Annotated in this window: 22 protein-coding genes and 1 pseudogene; 12 read left to right on the top strand and 11 right to left on the bottom strand. The window is 59.7% G+C overall.

Annotated elements, in window-relative coordinates; translation table 11 throughout:
* The first annotated feature begins 60 nt into the window (after window positions 1-60).
* The 8 genes and pseudogenes from KBY67_RS05800 to KBY67_RS05765 all read left to right on the top strand — a co-directional run bounded on the left by KBY67_RS05800 (window position 61) and on the right by KBY67_RS05765 (window position 8056).
* The gene (locus tag KBY67_RS05800) at window positions 61-1584 is read left to right on the top strand and encodes a DUF1254 domain-containing protein (protein WP_255109701.1); all 1524 of its coding nucleotides are present in this window, start codon (window positions 61-63) and stop codon (window positions 1582-1584) included.
* A 47-nt stretch (window positions 1585-1631) separates the two neighbouring features.
* Window positions 1632-1976, top strand: a complete 345-nt coding sequence (locus tag KBY67_RS05795) for a hypothetical protein (protein WP_255109698.1) — start codon at window positions 1632-1634, stop codon at window positions 1974-1976.
* A gap of 39 nt (window positions 1977-2015) precedes the next feature.
* Window positions 2016-2273 carry a hypothetical protein gene (locus KBY67_RS05790; RefSeq protein ID WP_255109696.1) on the top strand — a complete coding sequence of 86 codons (258 nt, stop codon included), beginning with the start codon at window positions 2016-2018 and terminating at the stop codon, window positions 2271-2273.
* A gap of 264 nt (window positions 2274-2537) precedes the next feature.
* Entirely contained in the window at window positions 2538-5285 is a 2748-nt protein-coding gene (locus KBY67_RS05785) for an arylsulfatase (protein ID WP_255109694.1), read from the top strand.
* Window positions 5286-5326: 41 nt separating this feature from the next.
* The gene (locus KBY67_RS05780; protein WP_255109692.1) at window positions 5327-5704 is read left to right on the top strand and encodes a hypothetical protein; all 378 of its coding nucleotides are present in this window, start codon (window positions 5327-5329) and stop codon (window positions 5702-5704) included.
* A 45-nt stretch (window positions 5705-5749) separates the two neighbouring features.
* Window positions 5750-6415, top strand: coding sequence for a MarC family protein (locus KBY67_RS05775; RefSeq protein WP_315855554.1), 666 nt, complete (start codon window positions 5750-5752; stop codon window positions 6413-6415).
* Window positions 6416-6829, top strand: a pseudogene (locus KBY67_RS14910) (alpha/beta hydrolase); the annotation flags it as partial.
* Between the two features lie 339 nt (window positions 6830-7168).
* Window positions 7169-8056, top strand: coding sequence for a hypothetical protein (locus tag KBY67_RS05765; RefSeq protein WP_255109687.1), 888 nt, complete (start codon window positions 7169-7171; stop codon window positions 8054-8056).
* A gap of 255 nt (window positions 8057-8311) precedes the next feature.
* Here the strand turns inward: KBY67_RS05765 and KBY67_RS05760 are convergent, their stop codons facing one another.
* The 4 genes from KBY67_RS05760 to KBY67_RS05750 all read right to left on the bottom strand — a co-directional run bounded on the left by KBY67_RS05760 (window position 8312) and on the right by KBY67_RS05750 (window position 11070).
* Window positions 8312-9874: an arylsulfatase gene (locus tag KBY67_RS05760; protein ID WP_255109684.1), complete on the bottom strand. Its 1563-nt coding sequence runs from the start codon at window positions 9872-9874 to the stop codon at window positions 8312-8314.
* A gap of 354 nt (window positions 9875-10228) precedes the next feature.
* The gene (locus KBY67_RS05755) at window positions 10229-10690 is read right to left on the bottom strand and encodes a hypothetical protein (protein ID WP_255109680.1); all 462 of its coding nucleotides are present in this window, start codon (window positions 10688-10690) and stop codon (window positions 10229-10231) included.
* Window positions 10626-10859 carry a HepT-like ribonuclease domain-containing protein gene (locus KBY67_RS14905; protein ID WP_399214000.1) on the bottom strand — a complete coding sequence of 78 codons (234 nt, stop codon included), beginning with the start codon at window positions 10857-10859 and terminating at the stop codon, window positions 10626-10628. The genes KBY67_RS05755 and KBY67_RS14905 overlap by 65 nt, the downstream gene beginning before the upstream one ends.
* 40 nt (window positions 10860-10899) lie before the next feature.
* Complete coding sequence (locus KBY67_RS05750) at window positions 10900-11070, bottom strand: hypothetical protein (RefSeq protein WP_255109678.1); 171 nt, start codon at window positions 11068-11070, stop codon at window positions 10900-10902.
* A gap of 162 nt (window positions 11071-11232) precedes the next feature.
* Here KBY67_RS05750 and KBY67_RS05745 point away from each other — a divergent pair, with 162 nt between their 5' ends.
* Window positions 11233-11457 (top strand): hypothetical protein, encoded by a 225-nt coding sequence (locus tag KBY67_RS05745; protein ID WP_255109676.1) that lies wholly within the window; start codon window positions 11233-11235, stop codon window positions 11455-11457.
* The gene (locus tag KBY67_RS05740; protein WP_255109673.1) at window positions 11457-11840 is read left to right on the top strand and encodes a type II toxin-antitoxin system VapC family toxin; all 384 of its coding nucleotides are present in this window, start codon (window positions 11457-11459) and stop codon (window positions 11838-11840) included. The genes KBY67_RS05745 and KBY67_RS05740 overlap by 1 nt, the downstream gene beginning before the upstream one ends.
* Window positions 11841-11870: 30 nt before the next feature.
* Here KBY67_RS05740 and dcd read toward each other — a convergent pair whose 3' ends face one another.
* The 3 genes from dcd to KBY67_RS05725 all read right to left on the bottom strand — a co-directional run bounded on the left by dcd (window position 11871) and on the right by KBY67_RS05725 (window position 13255).
* Window positions 11871-12395 carry a dCTP deaminase gene (dcd, locus tag KBY67_RS05735; RefSeq protein ID WP_255109670.1) on the bottom strand — a complete coding sequence of 175 codons (525 nt, stop codon included), beginning with the start codon at window positions 12393-12395 and terminating at the stop codon, window positions 11871-11873.
* 122 nt (window positions 12396-12517) lie between these two features.
* Window positions 12518-12748 (bottom strand): hypothetical protein, encoded by a 231-nt coding sequence (locus KBY67_RS05730; RefSeq protein WP_255109668.1) that lies wholly within the window; start codon window positions 12746-12748, stop codon window positions 12518-12520.
* A gap of 123 nt (window positions 12749-12871) precedes the next feature.
* Window positions 12872-13255: a type II toxin-antitoxin system PemK/MazF family toxin gene (locus KBY67_RS05725; protein WP_255109666.1), complete on the bottom strand. Its 384-nt coding sequence runs from the start codon at window positions 13253-13255 to the stop codon at window positions 12872-12874.
* Between the two features lie 418 nt (window positions 13256-13673).
* Between KBY67_RS05725 and KBY67_RS05720 the strand changes: the two genes are divergently transcribed.
* Both KBY67_RS05720 and KBY67_RS05715 read left to right on the top strand, forming a co-directional pair.
* Window positions 13674-14693 carry an NAD(P)-dependent alcohol dehydrogenase gene (locus KBY67_RS05720; protein ID WP_255109664.1) on the top strand — a complete coding sequence of 340 codons (1020 nt, stop codon included), beginning with the start codon at window positions 13674-13676 and terminating at the stop codon, window positions 14691-14693.
* A gap of 309 nt (window positions 14694-15002) precedes the next feature.
* On the top strand, window positions 15003-15149 hold the full coding sequence (locus KBY67_RS05715; RefSeq protein ID WP_255109662.1) for a hypothetical protein: 147 nt from the start codon (window positions 15003-15005) through the stop codon (window positions 15147-15149).
* Here KBY67_RS05715 and KBY67_RS05710 read toward each other — a convergent pair.
* From KBY67_RS05710 to KBY67_RS05695, 4 genes are all read right to left on the bottom strand, one after another.
* Complete coding sequence (locus tag KBY67_RS05710) at window positions 15136-15360, bottom strand: type II toxin-antitoxin system HicA family toxin (RefSeq protein WP_255109660.1); 225 nt, start codon at window positions 15358-15360, stop codon at window positions 15136-15138. The genes KBY67_RS05715 and KBY67_RS05710 overlap by 14 nt on opposite strands.
* Window positions 15361-15362: 2 nt before the next feature.
* A complete protein-coding gene (locus KBY67_RS05705) occupies window positions 15363-15575 on the bottom strand; it encodes a type II toxin-antitoxin system HicB family antitoxin (RefSeq protein WP_255109658.1) in 213 nt (70 codons plus the stop codon).
* Between the two features lie 240 nt (window positions 15576-15815).
* A complete protein-coding gene (locus KBY67_RS05700) occupies window positions 15816-16064 on the bottom strand; it encodes a DUF5615 family PIN-like protein (RefSeq protein WP_255109656.1) in 249 nt (82 codons plus the stop codon).
* Window positions 16061-16294 (bottom strand): DUF433 domain-containing protein, encoded by a 234-nt coding sequence (locus KBY67_RS05695; protein ID WP_094584941.1) that lies wholly within the window; start codon window positions 16292-16294, stop codon window positions 16061-16063. The genes KBY67_RS05700 and KBY67_RS05695 overlap by 4 nt, the downstream gene beginning before the upstream one ends.
* Window positions 16295-16362 lie beyond the last annotated feature (68 nt).

Here is a 16362-nt window from a genome sequence, read left to right as displayed (position 1 = left end):
AGACGTCATGAATAGCCGTCATAGATCGTAGGCTCATTGCCAGATCAAACGGAGCTTGCCGTGCAACCTGATCCAGACAAGAAAGCCTCGATGGGAAGAAGGCTGTTCAACGGATACAGCTTGCCCCGCCGTCATTTTCTGAACCTGGCAGGGGCTGGGACGCTTGGGGCCTTCGCCTTGGCCACACGCGATGCCCTTGCGGGCAATCCACAGAACAAGCCCCTGGCCGCACTGGGCATCGACGAGGCGAAGAAGATCGCGCTCAACGCCTATATCTACGGTTATTCGCTGATCACCGCTGAGGTCACGCGCGTCCAGATGAGCAATGTCCCCAGCGTGGAGGAATTGCGCGCGCCGATGAACGCCTTCTTCAACGTCCCGAAGTATCCACCGGCCACCTATCGCGGCGTTTCGGCCACCAACGTGGATACGCTGTACTCCGTAGCCTGGCTGGACCTGATGGAGCCGCAGGTCGTCAGCAAGCCTGCCACCGGAAAGCGGTTCTGGACCTTCGAGCTGGCCGACCTATGGGTCACGGTCATCGGCTCGCCGGATGTGGCCACCGCGGGGGGCGACGCCAAGAACTTCCTGTTCACGGGACCCGGCTGGAAGGGCAAGGTGCCCGCCGGGCTGATACACATCCCGGTGCCGACACGCCAGTTTGTGGTCTTGGGCCGCACATTCGCTAACGGCACCGAGGAAGACTACAAGATCGTCAACGCCATCCAGGCGCAATACAAGGTCACGCCGCTGTCCTCCTGGGGCAAGCCTTTTACTTACAAGGCGCCGCCGGTGAACCCTAATCCCGGGTTCTCCATGACCGACAAGCCGATTGAGGTGATCAAGGGATTCGGCACCACTGAGTTTTTCAATAAGGTGACGAAGCTGATGGCCGAAGTGGCCCCGCCGGCGCCTGAGGATGCGCCGATTCTCGCGCAGATGGCGAAGCTCGGTATCGTTCCCGGCAAGCCCTTCGACCCCACGAAACTCAGTCCCGACATCCAGTCTGCGATCAAGGATGTTCCCGATGTCGCTCTGGAAATGATGGGCAAGCGGTTCAAGACCATGGGTCAATTGGTCAACGGCTGGAAAGTGGCAGTGAAGAAGAGCGACTGGGCGGTCTATGGAACCGACTACCTCCAACGCGGCGCCATCGCGGCCTTCGGCTGGCCCGGGCAATTGCCGACGGTTTCGGTGTATCCGTTGGCCATGGTGGACGGTAAGGGGGAAGCGCTCAACGGCACGAACTCGTACAGCATCACCTTCCCCAAGGGCGGCCTGCCGCCGGTGGATGCCTTCTGGTCGATCACCATGTATGTGGACGACCAGGGCTACTGGTTCTATCCGAACGCGCTGAACCGCCTGAATATCAATGTGCCCCGCGACAAGGTGACCTACAATCCGGACGGGTCGTTGACACTTTATTTCCAGAATACGTCGCCGGGAACCGAAAATGTGTCCAACTGGCAACCGGCGCCTGCGGGGCCCTTCGTCCTGTGTCTGCGCATGTACCTCCCCAATCAGAATTCGCCCTCGATCCTGAATGGCACCTGGAGCCCGCCGCCGGTCGTGCGTACAAGTTAGTAAGTGCGGCTGCGCGGCTCAAGCTTCCAGAGCCATGAGGGCGGTCCGTGAATGAGGGTCAAGGAGCGACTCATCCCCAGCGCCTGCTGTTTCTGCCCGGCGCCTCGGGGAACATTCACTTCTGGAAGCCGGTTGCCAAGCGGCTTCACTACGAGTCTGAGAAAGTCCATCTGGGCTGGCCGGGGTTCGATGACAAGCCGGAAGAACCCGGGGTGAACGGGTTCGAAGATCTGCTGGTCCTGGTGCTGGCCCAGCTGGATCGGCGCTGCGACCTGACCACCCATCCCTACCTGCCCGACTGGCTCGCCACCGATACCACCGATCTCACCTGCCGGCTCCCGGCGCCGACCATGATCTCGGCATGCATCTCGACGACCAGGTGGCGCCATTGATCGACGCGCACCTCATCGCCGCCCCTGCCATCGCCCCCCATGAGCAAATCCACCACCCCCTACTGGAATCCGCTGGCGAAGGATCAGTCGGACCGCTGGCGCTGGCTGGAGGGCCTGGAGGCGCAGGTGCAGGAGCTGATTCTCAGCGAAGATCCGGCCACGGGGGAGATCACCCGCCTCACCCGCTTCCTGAGCGGTGCCGACACCGCCGCCTTTGGGGGCAAGGCCCCTTCCGCAGCGACGAAGGCTGCCTGGTGCTCGATCTCTCCTTCCCCCAGCGAGGCGTGGGAGCCATAAACGAGGCCCAAGCACCATGATCCAAGTTCAGCGCCACCTCCGGATGAGCGAGTTGCCCCATCTAACGATGATAGTGGTTTTTGTCTTTTGGCCCCAGATCATGGAAGTAATTACCGACTCATTCAGGAATCAATTCAGAGTTATATCTGATTGAGGTAACAAAAACAGTCGGTAACGCTGACCTTCTCTCGGCGGCGGGTGGTACAGGCCATAGGGTCAAAGGGAAGAGCCCTCCGCGCCTGATCGATGAACCCAGAACCTGGGATGTTCCTGGTCCGCAGGCTACGGACGGGTTGGCATAAGGCTGTTGTCGCCGCCGCCCTGGCCATCCTTCTGGTCGTCGTCCCAGGGGCCTTGGTTGCCCCCGCTTTCGCCGCCGCCACCAGTCGTGGTGAACAGCAACCGGCGCCATCCGATCCGAAGGCCGATGGGGGGGGCATCGAGGTGACGGGGGTGTTGGGTTCCGCCAATGCCACCACCACCATCAGCGGCCGACAACTGCCACCTCCGGATCCGAAGTTCGGCGGGGTGATCAAGCAACGAGCCACCGAATCGAAGTCTTGGTGGCCGCCGCGCGTGGTGCCGCCGAAGAAAGCGCCGAACGTGCTGCTGATCATGTCCGACGACGACGGCTATGGCTCGCCAAGCACCTTCGGAGGGGTGATCCCGACCCCAGCCCTGGATCGCATCGCCAAGAGCGGGTTGCGCTACACCAATTTTCACTCCACATCGCTCTGCTCGCCGACACGGGCGGCCCTGATCACCGGACGCAACCATCACTCTGCAGGTTTCGGAGTGGTGGGTGAAATCGCCACTGGGTTCCCCGGTTATGACTCGATCATCCCGATTGAGAAGGGAACCATCGGCACGATCCTGAGGGACAACGGCTACTCGACCGCCTGGTTCGGCAAGGACCACAACACGCCCTTCTTCGAGAACAGTCAGGCCGGCCCCTTCGACCAGTGGCCCACGGGGATGGGCTTCGAACATTTTTATGGCTTCGTCGGCGGCGACGCCAGTCAGTGGCAGCCAAATCTCTTCAGAAACACCACACCCATCTTCCCGTTCCAGAACAATCCTGGCTGGAATCTCACCACCGCCATGGCGGATGAGGCGATCCAGCACATGAGGCAGCTCAAGGAACTGGCTCCCGAAAAGCCCTTCCTGGTGTATTACGTGCCGGGCGGAGTGCACGCCCCCCACCATCCCACCCAGGAATGGGTCGACAAGATCAGCGAGCAGCACCTCTTCGACGAGGGCTGGGAAAAACTGCGGGAGACCATCTTCGCCAATCAGAAAAAACTCGGCATCATGCCCGAGAACGCCCAACTCACCCCCTGGCCCGATGGACAGGCGATCTATGGAGGTGCGAAGCTGCCCCGCTGGGACTCCCTCAGTGGCCCGCAGAAAAAACTCTTCATCCGGCAGGCGGATGTCTATGGGGCCTATCAGGCCTACACCGATCATGAGATCGGTCGCGTGATCCAGGCCGTCGAAGATCTTGGTGAGATCGACAACACCCTGATCATCTACATGAGTGGCGATAACGGTGCCAGCGCCGAAGGCATGCTCAACGGCACGCCCAATGAGTTCACCACCTTCAATGGCGTTCAAGTGCCCGTCAAAGACCAGTTCCTCTGGTTTCCGTTCTGGGGATCGGACCGCACCTTCCCGCACTTTGCGGCACCCTGGGCCTGGGCGATGGACACGCCGTTCAAGTGGATGAAGCAGGTGGCTTCGCACTTCGGCGGCACGGCCCAGGGGCTGACCATCTCCTGGCCGGGTCACATCGACGACCCAGGGGGGATCCGCCGCCAGTTCCACCATGTCATCGACATCGTGCCAACTATTCTGGAGGCGGCAGGCATTCCGGCACCGCAAACCATCAATGGGATCGAGCAAAAGCCCATCGAAGGCACGAGCATGGCCTACACCTGGAGCAAGGGGAATGCCACGGCTCCGACCCGGCACACGACGCAGTACTTCGAGATGCTGGGTAACCGTGCCATCTATCACGACGGCTGGGTTGCGGCGACCACTCCGGCGACGCTGCCGTGGGAGCTGAGCTCGAAGGAACCGCCGGATGTGATCACCGGCTACAAGTGGGAGCTCTACAACGTCATGGAGGATCCCACCGAGAACAACGATCTGGCGGCAAAAATGCCAGAGAAGCTGACGCAGTTGCAGAACCTCTTCTACCTGGAGGCGGCAAAGTACAACGTGCTGCCGCTCGATAACACCTCCCTTTCCCGTTGGAATTCACCGAAGCCGAGCCTCACGGCAGGGCGCACGGAGTTCAGCTACTCCGGTCCGTTGGCCAACGTGCCAGGCAGCGCAGCACCGAGCATTCTCAACAAGTCGTACACCATCACAGCGGACATCGAGATTCCCAAGGGTGGCGGCGAGGGCATGATTGTCACCCAAGGCGGACGCTTCGGTGGCTATGGGCTGTTCCTGAGCAGAAACTTCAACTATTGGTTTGAAAACGGCTGGTTCAAGGCCATGGGCCTGGCGCTGCTCATCGCCGGTCTTGTGCTGATCTGGATTGGCAATCGCCAAGCCTGGAAAGGCAATAAGCTCAGGATTGGCTATGGATTGCTGCTGCTGGGAGCGTTGTGGGCCCTTGCCGTCGTGGCCACGTTGGTGTTGAATCTTGGTGCTTCCAGGCCCGTCTTCCTCTACAACCTGCTCAATCTCAAGCGAACGACCTGGGAGGGTCCTACCTTGTCCGCCGGCAAGCACACCATCAGCTTCAGCTTCAAGCCTGCTGAACCAGGCCTGGGCAAGGGCGGGTCGGGTGTTCTCTCCGTGGATGGCAAGGAAGTGGCGAAGAAATCCATGGAAAACAGCACACCGATCACCTTCCCGGAGGACGAAACCTTTGACATCGGCGAGGACACGCGCACGGGTGTGGCGCTGCTGGAAAATCGCTACGAGGTTCCCTTCAAGTTCAACGGAACCATCAACAAACTGACGTTCAAACTGGAGCCAGATGCTCCCGATAAGGCCTGAGGCCCAAACCATGACACACGTTCTTCGTCCCGGTCAGAGACATGAATGACAAAGTGGTGCTGAGCCAAAAGGCACAGCGATGGCTTGCCGCCGTGAGTGCTGGTGAGACGTTCACCGGGCTGGCCTTTTTGCTGGCCCCTTCCTTGGTCTTCCAGCTGTTGTTTGGAGGAGTTCTTTCCGGCGATGACACCATCGTCGTCCGCTTCGCTGGCATTGTCTTGACTTCATTTGGGATCACCTGCTGGCTTGGCAAACCGCTGATCGGTTGGTTGATCTACAATGCAGCGGTGACACTTTATCTCTTGACCATTGGCCTTGGCGGCCTTTGGACTGGAGTCCTGCTCTGGCCTGTGTTCGTGCTTCATCTGATCCTTTCAATAGTGTTTGCACGGCTGTCAATAGCCGAGAACAAAGACTAAGCAGACTGACTAACTCCATAGGGTTTATTAAGCCGACCTCCTCACATGTCCGCTCCTGTCATTCCCCACCACTTGATGGTCCACTTCGTCACCTCCATGGTGGCGTTACTGAATCCACTGGCTGATTTCGCCCTGTTCCTGGCCCTCACCCAGGGCCGCAGCCGGGCGGAGCAGAAGAGCATCGGCATTCAGGCGGCCGTGGCGATTGGGGTCATCATGCTCACCTCTCTCTGGCTGGGCAAGGCCATTCTCGGCGGCATCGGCATCAGCATCGGGGCATTTTCGATCGCCGGCGGTGTCATCCTGTTCGGCATCGGTCTTGGCATGTTGAACAGTAAATCTGGCGCTTCTCCGAAGGAGGAGTCCAACCAGAACAACATCGAGGTGGGTCGCGAAAAGGCATCGCCGGCGGTGGTGCCATTGGCCATCCCGATTTCAGCAGGGCCTGGAGTGATCACGGCCTTGCTGGTGGCGGCCCATTCCAATCAAGCGGGCGTGCAGGGACTGGTGGCGCTCTCGATAGCCAGTGTGGCCATGGCCACAATGATGGCCCTGGTGTTCTGGTATTCCCCGGTCCTCGGCAGACTCATGGGCCCATCGGGAACTCAGATCTCCACCCAGATCATGGGCCTGCTCGTCGCGGCGATCGCCTCACAGATGGTGCTCAATGGCCTGAAGAGTTCGTCTTCCATGTTCATGACAACGCCCTAGATGCCTGCCCTCACCATGCAAGATCAGCAAAGGATCAAAGGCTTCAGGTGGGTGACATCCATTCTCGCCGGCCTGCTGGTTCAGTTGGCGACGCCACCCTTGCAAGCTGCGGAAAGAGTGGTGTTCCGCATCGGTGAGCTGCAACGCTCGGTGCCTGTTGCCGATCTGGCCAGCTTTGTGAGCACCGGCAAGGTCAGCGAGAACGTGGCGTTCATCCTCGATCCCCTCAGCAAGGAGGATCGTCTGGCCTTGCGTTTCGGCTTGGGTCGTGCCTTTCCGGTCACCAGCCTGGAGGTGTCGGACTTTTTGCAGACGGCCATGGGGGGAGTGCTGGTGCGCCAGTTCGCCAAGCTCGTTGATGGTCCCAAGAACGAAGTTGTGCCCGCCCTTTCGGGGGCCCTGATTCTCGGCGCCAATCGAAGTGATGGCCTGAGGCTGATCGATGTGTTGCAACAGTATCCGCTGGAGAATCTGATCATCGGCGTGCCGAAGGTGATGAACCTGGCCCGTCGGCTCAGTGATCAGTTTGAACTGGAAGGAGACATCTTCCCCCGCCTGGTAGCCCAGGGGCCGAAGAGCCAGATTCCCAGCACGGCTCTGGACCAACTTGCACAACCAGGCAACAGTTCTTTCAGTCGTGAGGGCTTCAGCTTCCAGGGGCCAGCCGGAAACACCATCAAGGCCATTGCCCTGGTTCCCAGCAGCGCCAACCCTCCGGCCGGATCAGCCTCGGCTCCACCTGCGCCCCTGATCGTGCTGGCCCCAGGCCTGAACACCGACTTCAACGCCCTGCTTTACCTGGGCGAGCACCTGGCGTCCCGCGGCTACGGGGTGGCCGCTCTCAACTTCCCTGACACCAGTGCCAACCGAGTGAGCGCCACGATCCAGGGTCTGGCCGCGATCCCGCCTCCGAATGCCTGGTTCAACCAGCCTCTGGATGTCAGCCTTCTGATCGATCAGGTCGCCAGTCGATGGCCCAAGCAGATCGATACGAGCCGCGTCGGAGCGCTTGGCCAGTCACTCGGTGGTTATACCGTGCTGGCGCTTGGTGGTGCCCGCCTCGACTGGGCGCATCTGGAACGTTCCTGCGCAGTGATCAACGATCCTGCTGAGGTGGAAATCAATCCTGCCATCCTTTGGCAGTGCCAGGCTCCAGGGAATGTGGTGAAACGTTCGGATTTCTCCGATCCACGCATCAAAGTAGTGATTGCTGTGAACCCCGTCAGCACCCCCACCTTCACAAAGGCTTCGATGCAGGCCATGAAGGCCCCCGTGATGATTGTCTCAGGAACCAAAGATATCTTTGCTCCGCCCATTTCCCAGCAGCTCATCCCCTACAGCAGCTTGAGCAACAACGACAGTCTGCTGGCCGTCTTCGACAATGCCACCCACCTGTCTTTCCTTGCTGCTACCGGCAAGCTTCCTGTCTGGCTGATTGGCTTGATTGGCCCTGATCAGCAACAGGCTCAGAGTGATCTCAAGGCCCTGTCGTTGGCCTTTTTTGACCAGAAACTGCTGGGACAAGGAACGATGGGCGCGCTTCTGCCCTCGCAGGATGCTCTGTTCCGAGTGGGTCAACCCCTTCAGTTTCTGCTCAAACGTGAACTCCCTCCTGCCCAGCTGAAGGCCATCGACCCCTAGCTGAGGTCTACCAACATCGGGCAGGCTGGCGATTCCTAGACACGTGGGTCAAGAAAGGTAGCAAGATCAGCTGGAACAATGGGCGAATGGTGATTCGCCCAATCGACTAGGACGATGGACTCAGCCAGCCGATAGAGGCATGTTTTACAGATCACGGTGACCCGTCACAGATATAGCCTTAGGCTGAGGAGTGGCACCATAGGGAATGGGCCACTCCTGCTTCGTTCAAAGAATAAATCTTTTTGCCTATATTCGCTAATTACCAGTGCTTCCCCGGCTTGCCATCGCTTTTTGCACCTGTTGCTTCACAGCATCAAGATTAAACGTAGCCGCAGGCTGCATAGGAGGAAACTCCAAAGCAGTTTTGGCCAGCTTTTCAACTTCCTGTTGAATAAAAACATATCTCCAGAACTCAAATGCCCACCAGTTCCCTGCATACAAGGAATCTCCCAGGCTCATTTTTTCAAACGGATCGAGTCGCAAATTGACGAGGCCGGGCCAGTCTAATTTAACTTTAGGGCCGAACCAACCATCTGGCTGGGATATGAATGTATATTTAAAGTCTTTGATTCTTGCGGCCGCAAGTTCGGTTTCAGTGAAGTACCAAAATTCATTTCGTGCAGAATCACCTCCTTTGGTTAACATGTCAGTTTGGTCATAACCATCCAAATGAACCTTATACTCTTTTCCATTCAGTGACTTTCCTGCCTTGAGTTCTTCCGCGATATTTGGATGTCCTGCTGCTGTAACAAATGTGGGGAACCAGTCCATGCCTGATATCACACCGTTGATCACCTGGTTGGGTTGAACTTTACCCGGCCATTTGAGGATACAAGGTGATCTGAACCCTCCCTCGGTTCCCATTCCCTTGGAACCTTTAAATGGGGTGGTTCCTCCGTCTGGCCAAGAGAACGTTTGTGTTCCATTGTCTGTAGTAACAACAACGATGGTATTGTCTGCCACACCCAATTCATCAAGCTTGTTCAGCACGCCTCCGATTACATCGTCAAACCGTGCCATTCCCGCTTCCTGCAAACACCATCCATTCTCAGGTGTCATCAGATCACTATATTTTTTAGGAAGATGAGTGAAGACATGCATGCCTGTTGGGTTAAGCCATGCAAAAAATGGCTTACCTGCTTTGACAGATTTATCGATGAAATTGTTGGTATGCTCAAGAATTACATCATCAACTGTTTCCATATTCAATTCGATGCCATCAATAGGATGGGGAGGCAGTTGTCCCTTGTCTTCTATCTTCTGCTTGCCGACTTTTCCCCATCTCGGATCGACTGTAGGATCATCTTTATCAGTTGCCCAGGTATGCAAAACATTCCTCGGACCAATTGTGTCTTTTAATTCAGGTGGATAATTCGGATGGAACGGATCTTCCATTGCATCGAGATGATAAAGATACCCAAAGTATTCGTCAAACCCATGCAAAGTAGGCAAGAATTCGTTTTTATCTCCAAGATGATTCTTGCCGAATTGCCCTGTTGCGTAACCCAATTCCTTCAAAGCTGTTGCAATCGTGGGCGCCTGTGCTGGCATGCCAACACTAGCTCCTGCTTGACCGACTGTAGTAAGACCTGTACGGATAGGCAATTCTCCTGTAATGAATGAAGACCTGCCTGCTGTGCAGCTTGCTTCTGCATAATAATCAGTGAAAATAGCTCCTTCTAAGGCTACTTTGTCAATGTTTGGAGTCCTCCCGGCCATAAGGCCACGATGGTATGCTCCAATGTTCCACATTCCAACATCATCTCCCATGATGAAGAGAATGTTTGGTTGTTTTTGTGTTGGTTTTGGTTTTGCCATGATAAATGAAATGTCTTTGGAATTGGATCTAGATGTCTCAACAGCCCGTTGAGAAAGAGGGCATAAAGCCGTAGATGCTTAAATCACGATAAACATTGCAACGACTCTTGCTGATGGGGGAAGTAAGCTTACCACGAAAATCCTACTGGGCACGGCAGTTAGCCTAGAAGCACTTTCCAAACAGAACACCTGAAGCCAGCCAACGCTCCGTTTCAGCGGCGACGAAGTGCCGACCGCTGCAACCGATTGTTAGCTGGCGATTAACGTTCACTTCATCTCCTCGCTCGTAAGTCGCGGGCCGCCTCCTGGGGAACGGCCCGCGTTTCACGGGCGAATGTCAGCGCGATTGCCGGTTCAATAAGGCTGCACCTTGCCGATGCGTGGCGGCTTCACCGGAGCGGCCACACCATAAATAGCGGTAAAGCCATAGCCGCCGCCCCACGTCGAGGTGGGGCGGGATGGATTAGGGGAGGATGCCGCCTCAAGACTATTCCAGTTGTTGGCAACCCAGGCGTTACCGGCGGGGTCGATCGACACGCCGGCAACCATCTGGATGTTGCCGCTCTGGAAGATGTGGATCACATCACCGGCCTTGGTGCCGGGGGGATGTCCCTTGGTGTTGTCGCCGGCCAGCAGCGCTGCGGAGCGGCCCCACATGTTGCCGATCCACACAACGTCATTGCCGTCCATGTTGTTGGCCACCCAGACGATGCCCTTGGAGTCCAGCGCGAAGGCGCGGACAATGTCAAGATCAATGCCAAGATAGCCATGAATTGATTGATTGATTGATTGCGCATGGCAACAAACTCTCTCCACGCAATCTCTGGATTCGCCAGTCGAAACGCATCTGTGACACACGAGCTGCTGCTTCTCCGGTCAGTTCGATGTTGCGCAGAATGGCGGCTTGAACCAGTTGGCTGGCTTCAAACCGAGCTCGGGTCAATCCATCGCTGTAGAGAATCGCTCTCTCTGCAAAGACCCGCATGTCTTTCAAATACAGGTGCCAGACTCATTCGGCCATCACTTCAGATGATGATGGCATCGGCCTCGACTCGGTGCCGAAACTCCTCCCGCAACGCCTTCTCGGTCACCAGTTCCACATGACGACCCAGCAGATCTTCCAGGAAGATCTGCTGGCCATAGAAATGGTTGCCGTCATTCGCCAGCTGATCCCTGCTGCCGATGTGCGTCTGCACTCCTGCGGAGAAGCCTGCGGCTCCTGCTACGACGACGAACGAACCCGAAGACCTCTGCCTGGATCGCACAGCCTGATGCGACAGAGCCGAGACGTTGATCGAACAGCAGGCAGCGAACCATCAGCCGCTAGGCTGCTAGCAGCGAGCAAGCAGCCTGCAGGGATGACGCGCACCCTCTACATCCGCCACGTTCCCGACGACGTGGCCGAGCGACTCGAAACATTGGCCAACCGCGCTGGGCTGCCTCTGAGCACCTTCGCCCTGCGCGAACTCAGCGAAACCGCTCGCCGGGCCGACAACGCAGACCTCCTCAATGCCTTGCCATCGGCTCCGATCGACCACGGCACGACTCTGGAGGCACTGCGGCAGATCCGGGCAGAACGCTGATGGTGGTGGTGGATGCCTCGGTGCTGGTGGATGCGCTATTGATCCAGGGCGCAGCCAGGGCCAGGCTGGCCGAAGCCAACCTCCAGGCGCCTGATCTGATCGATGCCGAGCTGCTCTCGGTGCTGCGCCGGCTGGTGCTGGCCGATCAGCTTCCTGAACAGCACGCGCTGCAGGCCCTGACCACGGCCCAACGGCTTGGCCTGCGCCGTCATGTCAGCCGCCACCTCTGGCCACGGGCCTGGGAGCTGCGCGCCAACCTCACGGCCTACGACGCCCTCTACGTGGCCCTGGCCGAAGAGCTGGGAGCCACACTCCTCACCGGCGACAGCCGTGCTGCCCGGGCACCTGGCCTGCGCTGTCCTGTGGAGGTGATGACCTCCTGAGCGATCAGCCCTTGCGGGTGCTGGGAATGCTCAGAAGGAGTCTTCCGTCTGGCCGGCGAAGCGGCCGGCGTAGCTCTCGCTGCCCTCCAGCTTCTGGAACACGAACTGGCAGATCGCGGTGCCGGGATGCACCGCCAGGGCAGCGGGGCCGAAGTTGCTCATCTCCAGCACCTGCTGGCTGTCGATCCCCGGCCCCATGAACGGGGCGCTGATGTGCACCATCAGACCCAGGCGCGCGAAACGGCTGCGACCCTCCAGCCAGCCGCACAGACCAGGCCCGAGGCGCAGGCGCTCGCGGGTGATGCCCAGAACGGTCTCACCGGGCATGATCAGGATGTGATCGCCCTCGGGCACCCGGACCTTCTCGGTGAGCTCCCGGTAGTCGGTGTTCTCCTGAACGTTGATCACCTGGTGCACCTTGCGGAACACGCGAACGGTGGGGGCGAGGGTGAGGTCGACGGAGGCGGGCCCCACCCGCTCGGGATCGAAGGGCGTGATCGCGATCCAGCCCTCCTGGATCGCCTGCAGGATCGCCACTCTGCCGAGAACGGCCATGACTGTCCCTCTGGGTCGGCGGTTGTGGATTGTCTCAGGCGGCTGATCGGGCGCCGCTTGCCGAGGGCCTGTGCGGGGATGATCAGTCAGGAGCCGCTGCGGATCCGGTGGCGTCAGCACCGTCATCGGCAGGCAGGCCTGAACGACTGGGCTGGTTGAGGTGCTGCAGCAGGGGCGGCGGGCCAGTCGGCCAGCAGCATCCCCAGCGTGGCGTCGGCGACGCGGCGGTTGCTGGGGGCCAGGGCGAACACCTCCCGTTCCACCTGCTCGTTGAGCGCCATCAGTTCCACCAGGCTGCCCGGGATCGAAGTGGCAGACGACAGCGCCTGTGATCTCCCGGTGGAGCTCCTCAAGGGTGTCGGCCTCGGTGTGGATCGCGGCGGCAGCTGCGCTGGCCCGGTAGGAGCCATCCTCTGCTTCCTCGACCACGAAGCCGTGGTGGGCAGGATGCTGCCCCTGTCTGGGCGAACGCTGGCTCAGTCCACCAAGCCAAGGATCTGCCCCACAATTGCCATCACCTCTTCCAGTTGCGACTCGTTCAGTCGCCCGATCGGATGTGGGCGTGCGCCCCTGGCGCGCCAGTCGAAGGATTTGAGTTGCTGGCAGAGCACATAGCTGTGGGCACCCGGCCGATCGGGGATGGGGCCCAGATCCACGGCCAGGGTGGAACCACGGTTGTAGGGAGCTGAGGTCATCGCCCAGCCCACCATCAGGCCCACGGTGGACTGGAAGGCAGCGGTGGACAGCACCGCAAAAGGGTGGTGATCCCACATTTCGCGGCCAGCCTGGGGGTTGTGGTCGATCCAGATCACATCGCCGCGATCGAGTACCCAGCCTTGGACGGCGCGGTGGGGACTCACTCGATGACCTAAGCAGCGAGCGAACGGCATCGACCCATTGGCAGGAGCTGCGCCGAAGTTGTCTGGCTCAAGAGATCTGGGAAGGACCAACCACCCCAGGCTGATCCCCCTCACACTCCGGTTGGATCCCGAGGAGACGGGGCTCCACTCAGACGAGCATTCGGAGGAGTCAGTGTTTCCTGCCCATTGGCACTCGATTCCGAGGCGTGAGGGCGATTGCGAGCAGCCTCGGATTTGGGGGCGGGCACCGGCACGGGAGTCATGGCGGTGCGGTCATGGGCTGAACCGCTTTGCCTAGGATCGATAGGGCCATCCGATCGGCAAGGTCAACCTCCTGCAGGCATCGGAGCCGGCCCATCCATGGGAACGGCCAGCCATTCGTTGAGATCACCAGATCCATCCCAAGCCCGCAGATTCCATGACCGCACCGATCCAGGCCCTCGCCGCCCACGGCGCCGGGCAACCGCTCCAACCCTTTACCTACACCCCCGGCCCGCTCGGCAGCGAAGAGGTGGAGATCGCCGTTGAGAGCTGCGGCATCTGCCATAGCGATCTCTCCATGCTCGACAACGAGTGGAGTACGACCACCTATCCGTTTGTTCCCGGCCACGAAGTGATCGGGCGGGTGGTTGCCCTCGGGGAGCACACGAAGCGGCTGAGCATCGGCGACCGGGTGGGGCTGGGCTGGTTTTCAGGCAGTTGCGGTGCCTGCGACCAATGCCTCTCCGGCAACCAGAACCTCTGCCTCAAGGCCGAAGCCACCATTGTTGGTCGACACGGTGGCTTCGCCACGCGGGTGCGGGCCGACTGGACCTGGGTGGCCCCCCTGCCGGAAGGCCTCGACGACAAAAAAGCTGGCCCCCTGCTCTGCGGTGGGATCACCGTGTTCAACCCGATTGTGGAATTGGGCATCCAACCCACCGACAGCGTGGCGGTCATCGGCATCGGCGGCCTCGGTCACATGGCCCTGAAGTTTCTAAGGGCCTGGGGATGCGACGTCACCGCCTTCACCACCAGCGACTCGAAGCGGGAGGAAGCGCTCCAACTCGGCGCCCATCGCACCTTGAACTCCCGCAACGCCGAAGAATTGGCCGGGGCGGCCAGCAGCTTCGACTTCATCCTCAACACCACCAACGCCAACCTCGACTGGAACACCTACATCGCCGCCCTCAAACCCAAGGGCCGGCTGCACACCGTGGGGGCCGTTCCCGAGCCGATTGCCTTGGCCGCTTTCCCGCTGATTCTCGGGCAGAAAAGCCTCTCCGGGTCGCCCCTCGGCAGCCCGTCCACCACCGACAAAATGCTGCACTTCAGCTGCCGCCATGGCATATCGCCCACCACGGAGTTCTTCCCCCTGTCGAAGGTGAATGAAGCCCTCGATCACCTCCGTGCCGGCAAAGCCCGCTACCGCATCGTGCTGATCAACGACCTGGAGTGAGGCCCACCCAGAGCTGCCGAGGCTATGGCCCCAGCGGCAGTGGATGGAGAGGACTGGGGCGACCCACCCACGCCCGGAGCCGGCTTGGCGGCAGCCTTCTGGACCCGCCCGCAACCCTCAAGCTCCACATGCTCAGGCTCGATCCAGCAGCCTGCCACTCACGTATTTGTGAAGGTCACTGCTGATCAGGGTCTGGTAGGGAATACCCGGCTGCAGCGTACGAGCGCCTGCGCGAGTACCTCGCCGAACGCATGCGCAAAAGCCACATCTACCAGCCCTTGATGCTCATGGAACTGCTCGGCCACGGTGTTGCCTGGCAAGAGGCTGCCCGGCAACGGCGAGCTGAACGACGGCGGTACCTGGCCGAAGGCCAGCGTGGCGGAGCCACTACGCGACGAGCTGCTGCAGCAGTGCCGCCAGCGCCTCGCTACCGATTCGGTGCTCAGCGGTGGCTGAGGAACTCCTCCAGGGTCATGCCAATGTCCTTGGCGATCTGACGAAGCAGCGGGGGAGAAAGATCACGTCCCTTGTGGACTGGAACTGTGGTGCAGCGTCCTCGAGGATCAAGAAACTGCAGATGGAAGCCGCGTTGACGAACCACATCGAAGCCCAGCTTTCGAAGGATGTCCGCCACCTCAGAGGACTTGAGGACGGGGGTGGAGCCCACGTTCAGGCCGGCACCACGATCTGCTGCAGGCCCACGAAGTCGCTTTCCAGGGCCGGCTCGCCGTCCTCCAGAAGCATGGCGATCACCTCCTGGAGGTTGGCCTGCAGCTCATCAAGGGTCTCCCCCTGGCTGTGAGCGCCGGCGAAGCCAGGGACGTAGCCCACAAGCAGGCCGGTGTCCGCGCAGCGCTCAATGACGGCAGAGAACGTACGCACAGCCTCTGCTGGCTTCAGGTGGTTCATCGTAGGCAACCCGCCAGGTCTGTCCGAGGGGGTGACGGAGGGCATGGCATCGCGGCAGGGCTTCTCCCCCACCAGTACCACCCCCGTCTCACCCAAGCCAGCTGGGGCCCCGCCCCCCTCCGCCACCTACGAGCGCCTGCGGCACTACGTCGACGAGCGGAAGCGCATGAGCCAAGTGGTCAAGCGGTTCATCGGCGCCGAGTTCACTGACGTTCAATGCCTCACAACCAATGCCTTCCGACTCAGAAGCTTGGCGGGAGTGCCGCGCAAGAGATGACTGCGGACGAAATCAGCATCCTTACTGAAGACAACTCTCCCATCGCTGTCGGCAATGGAGGAAATCATGCTGTCGGCGGTGCGATTTCCATCAGGCAGATCAAGGGTGTGCAGGACGTCGCAACCCAATTGTTCCAGCGGCCGAACGAGAGATCGAGGCAGCTGGGCATCCAGCAGAATCCTCATGCAGAGAGGAGATCAACCCGCTGAATTCGGGAAAGCTGGGTTGCGTACTCAAGCACTGCCGTGATGTCTTCAGCCTCGAGATCTGGATAATCGGCAAGAATGTCAGCCGCACTCATCCCAGCTGACAACAGTTCGAGCACCATCTCCACGGGATAACGCAAGCCACGGATGGTTGGCTTTCCATGGCAGATCTCAGGGTTGAGGGTGATGCGCCCAAGCTGGTCGGTCATGACGGTGTCCTGGCTTCCCCAGCCTAAGGGGGACGGCAGATCACGACCGTGAGCTGGTTTTGGCGCTG

This window comes from Synechococcus sp. RedBA-s, assembly GCF_024345495.1.
Taxonomy (GTDB): Bacteria; Cyanobacteriota; Cyanobacteriia; order PCC-6307; family Cyanobiaceae; genus Regnicoccus_A.
The sequence above is the reverse complement of the archived record's forward strand: the minus strand, read 5'-3'. Positions and strand labels throughout refer to the sequence as shown.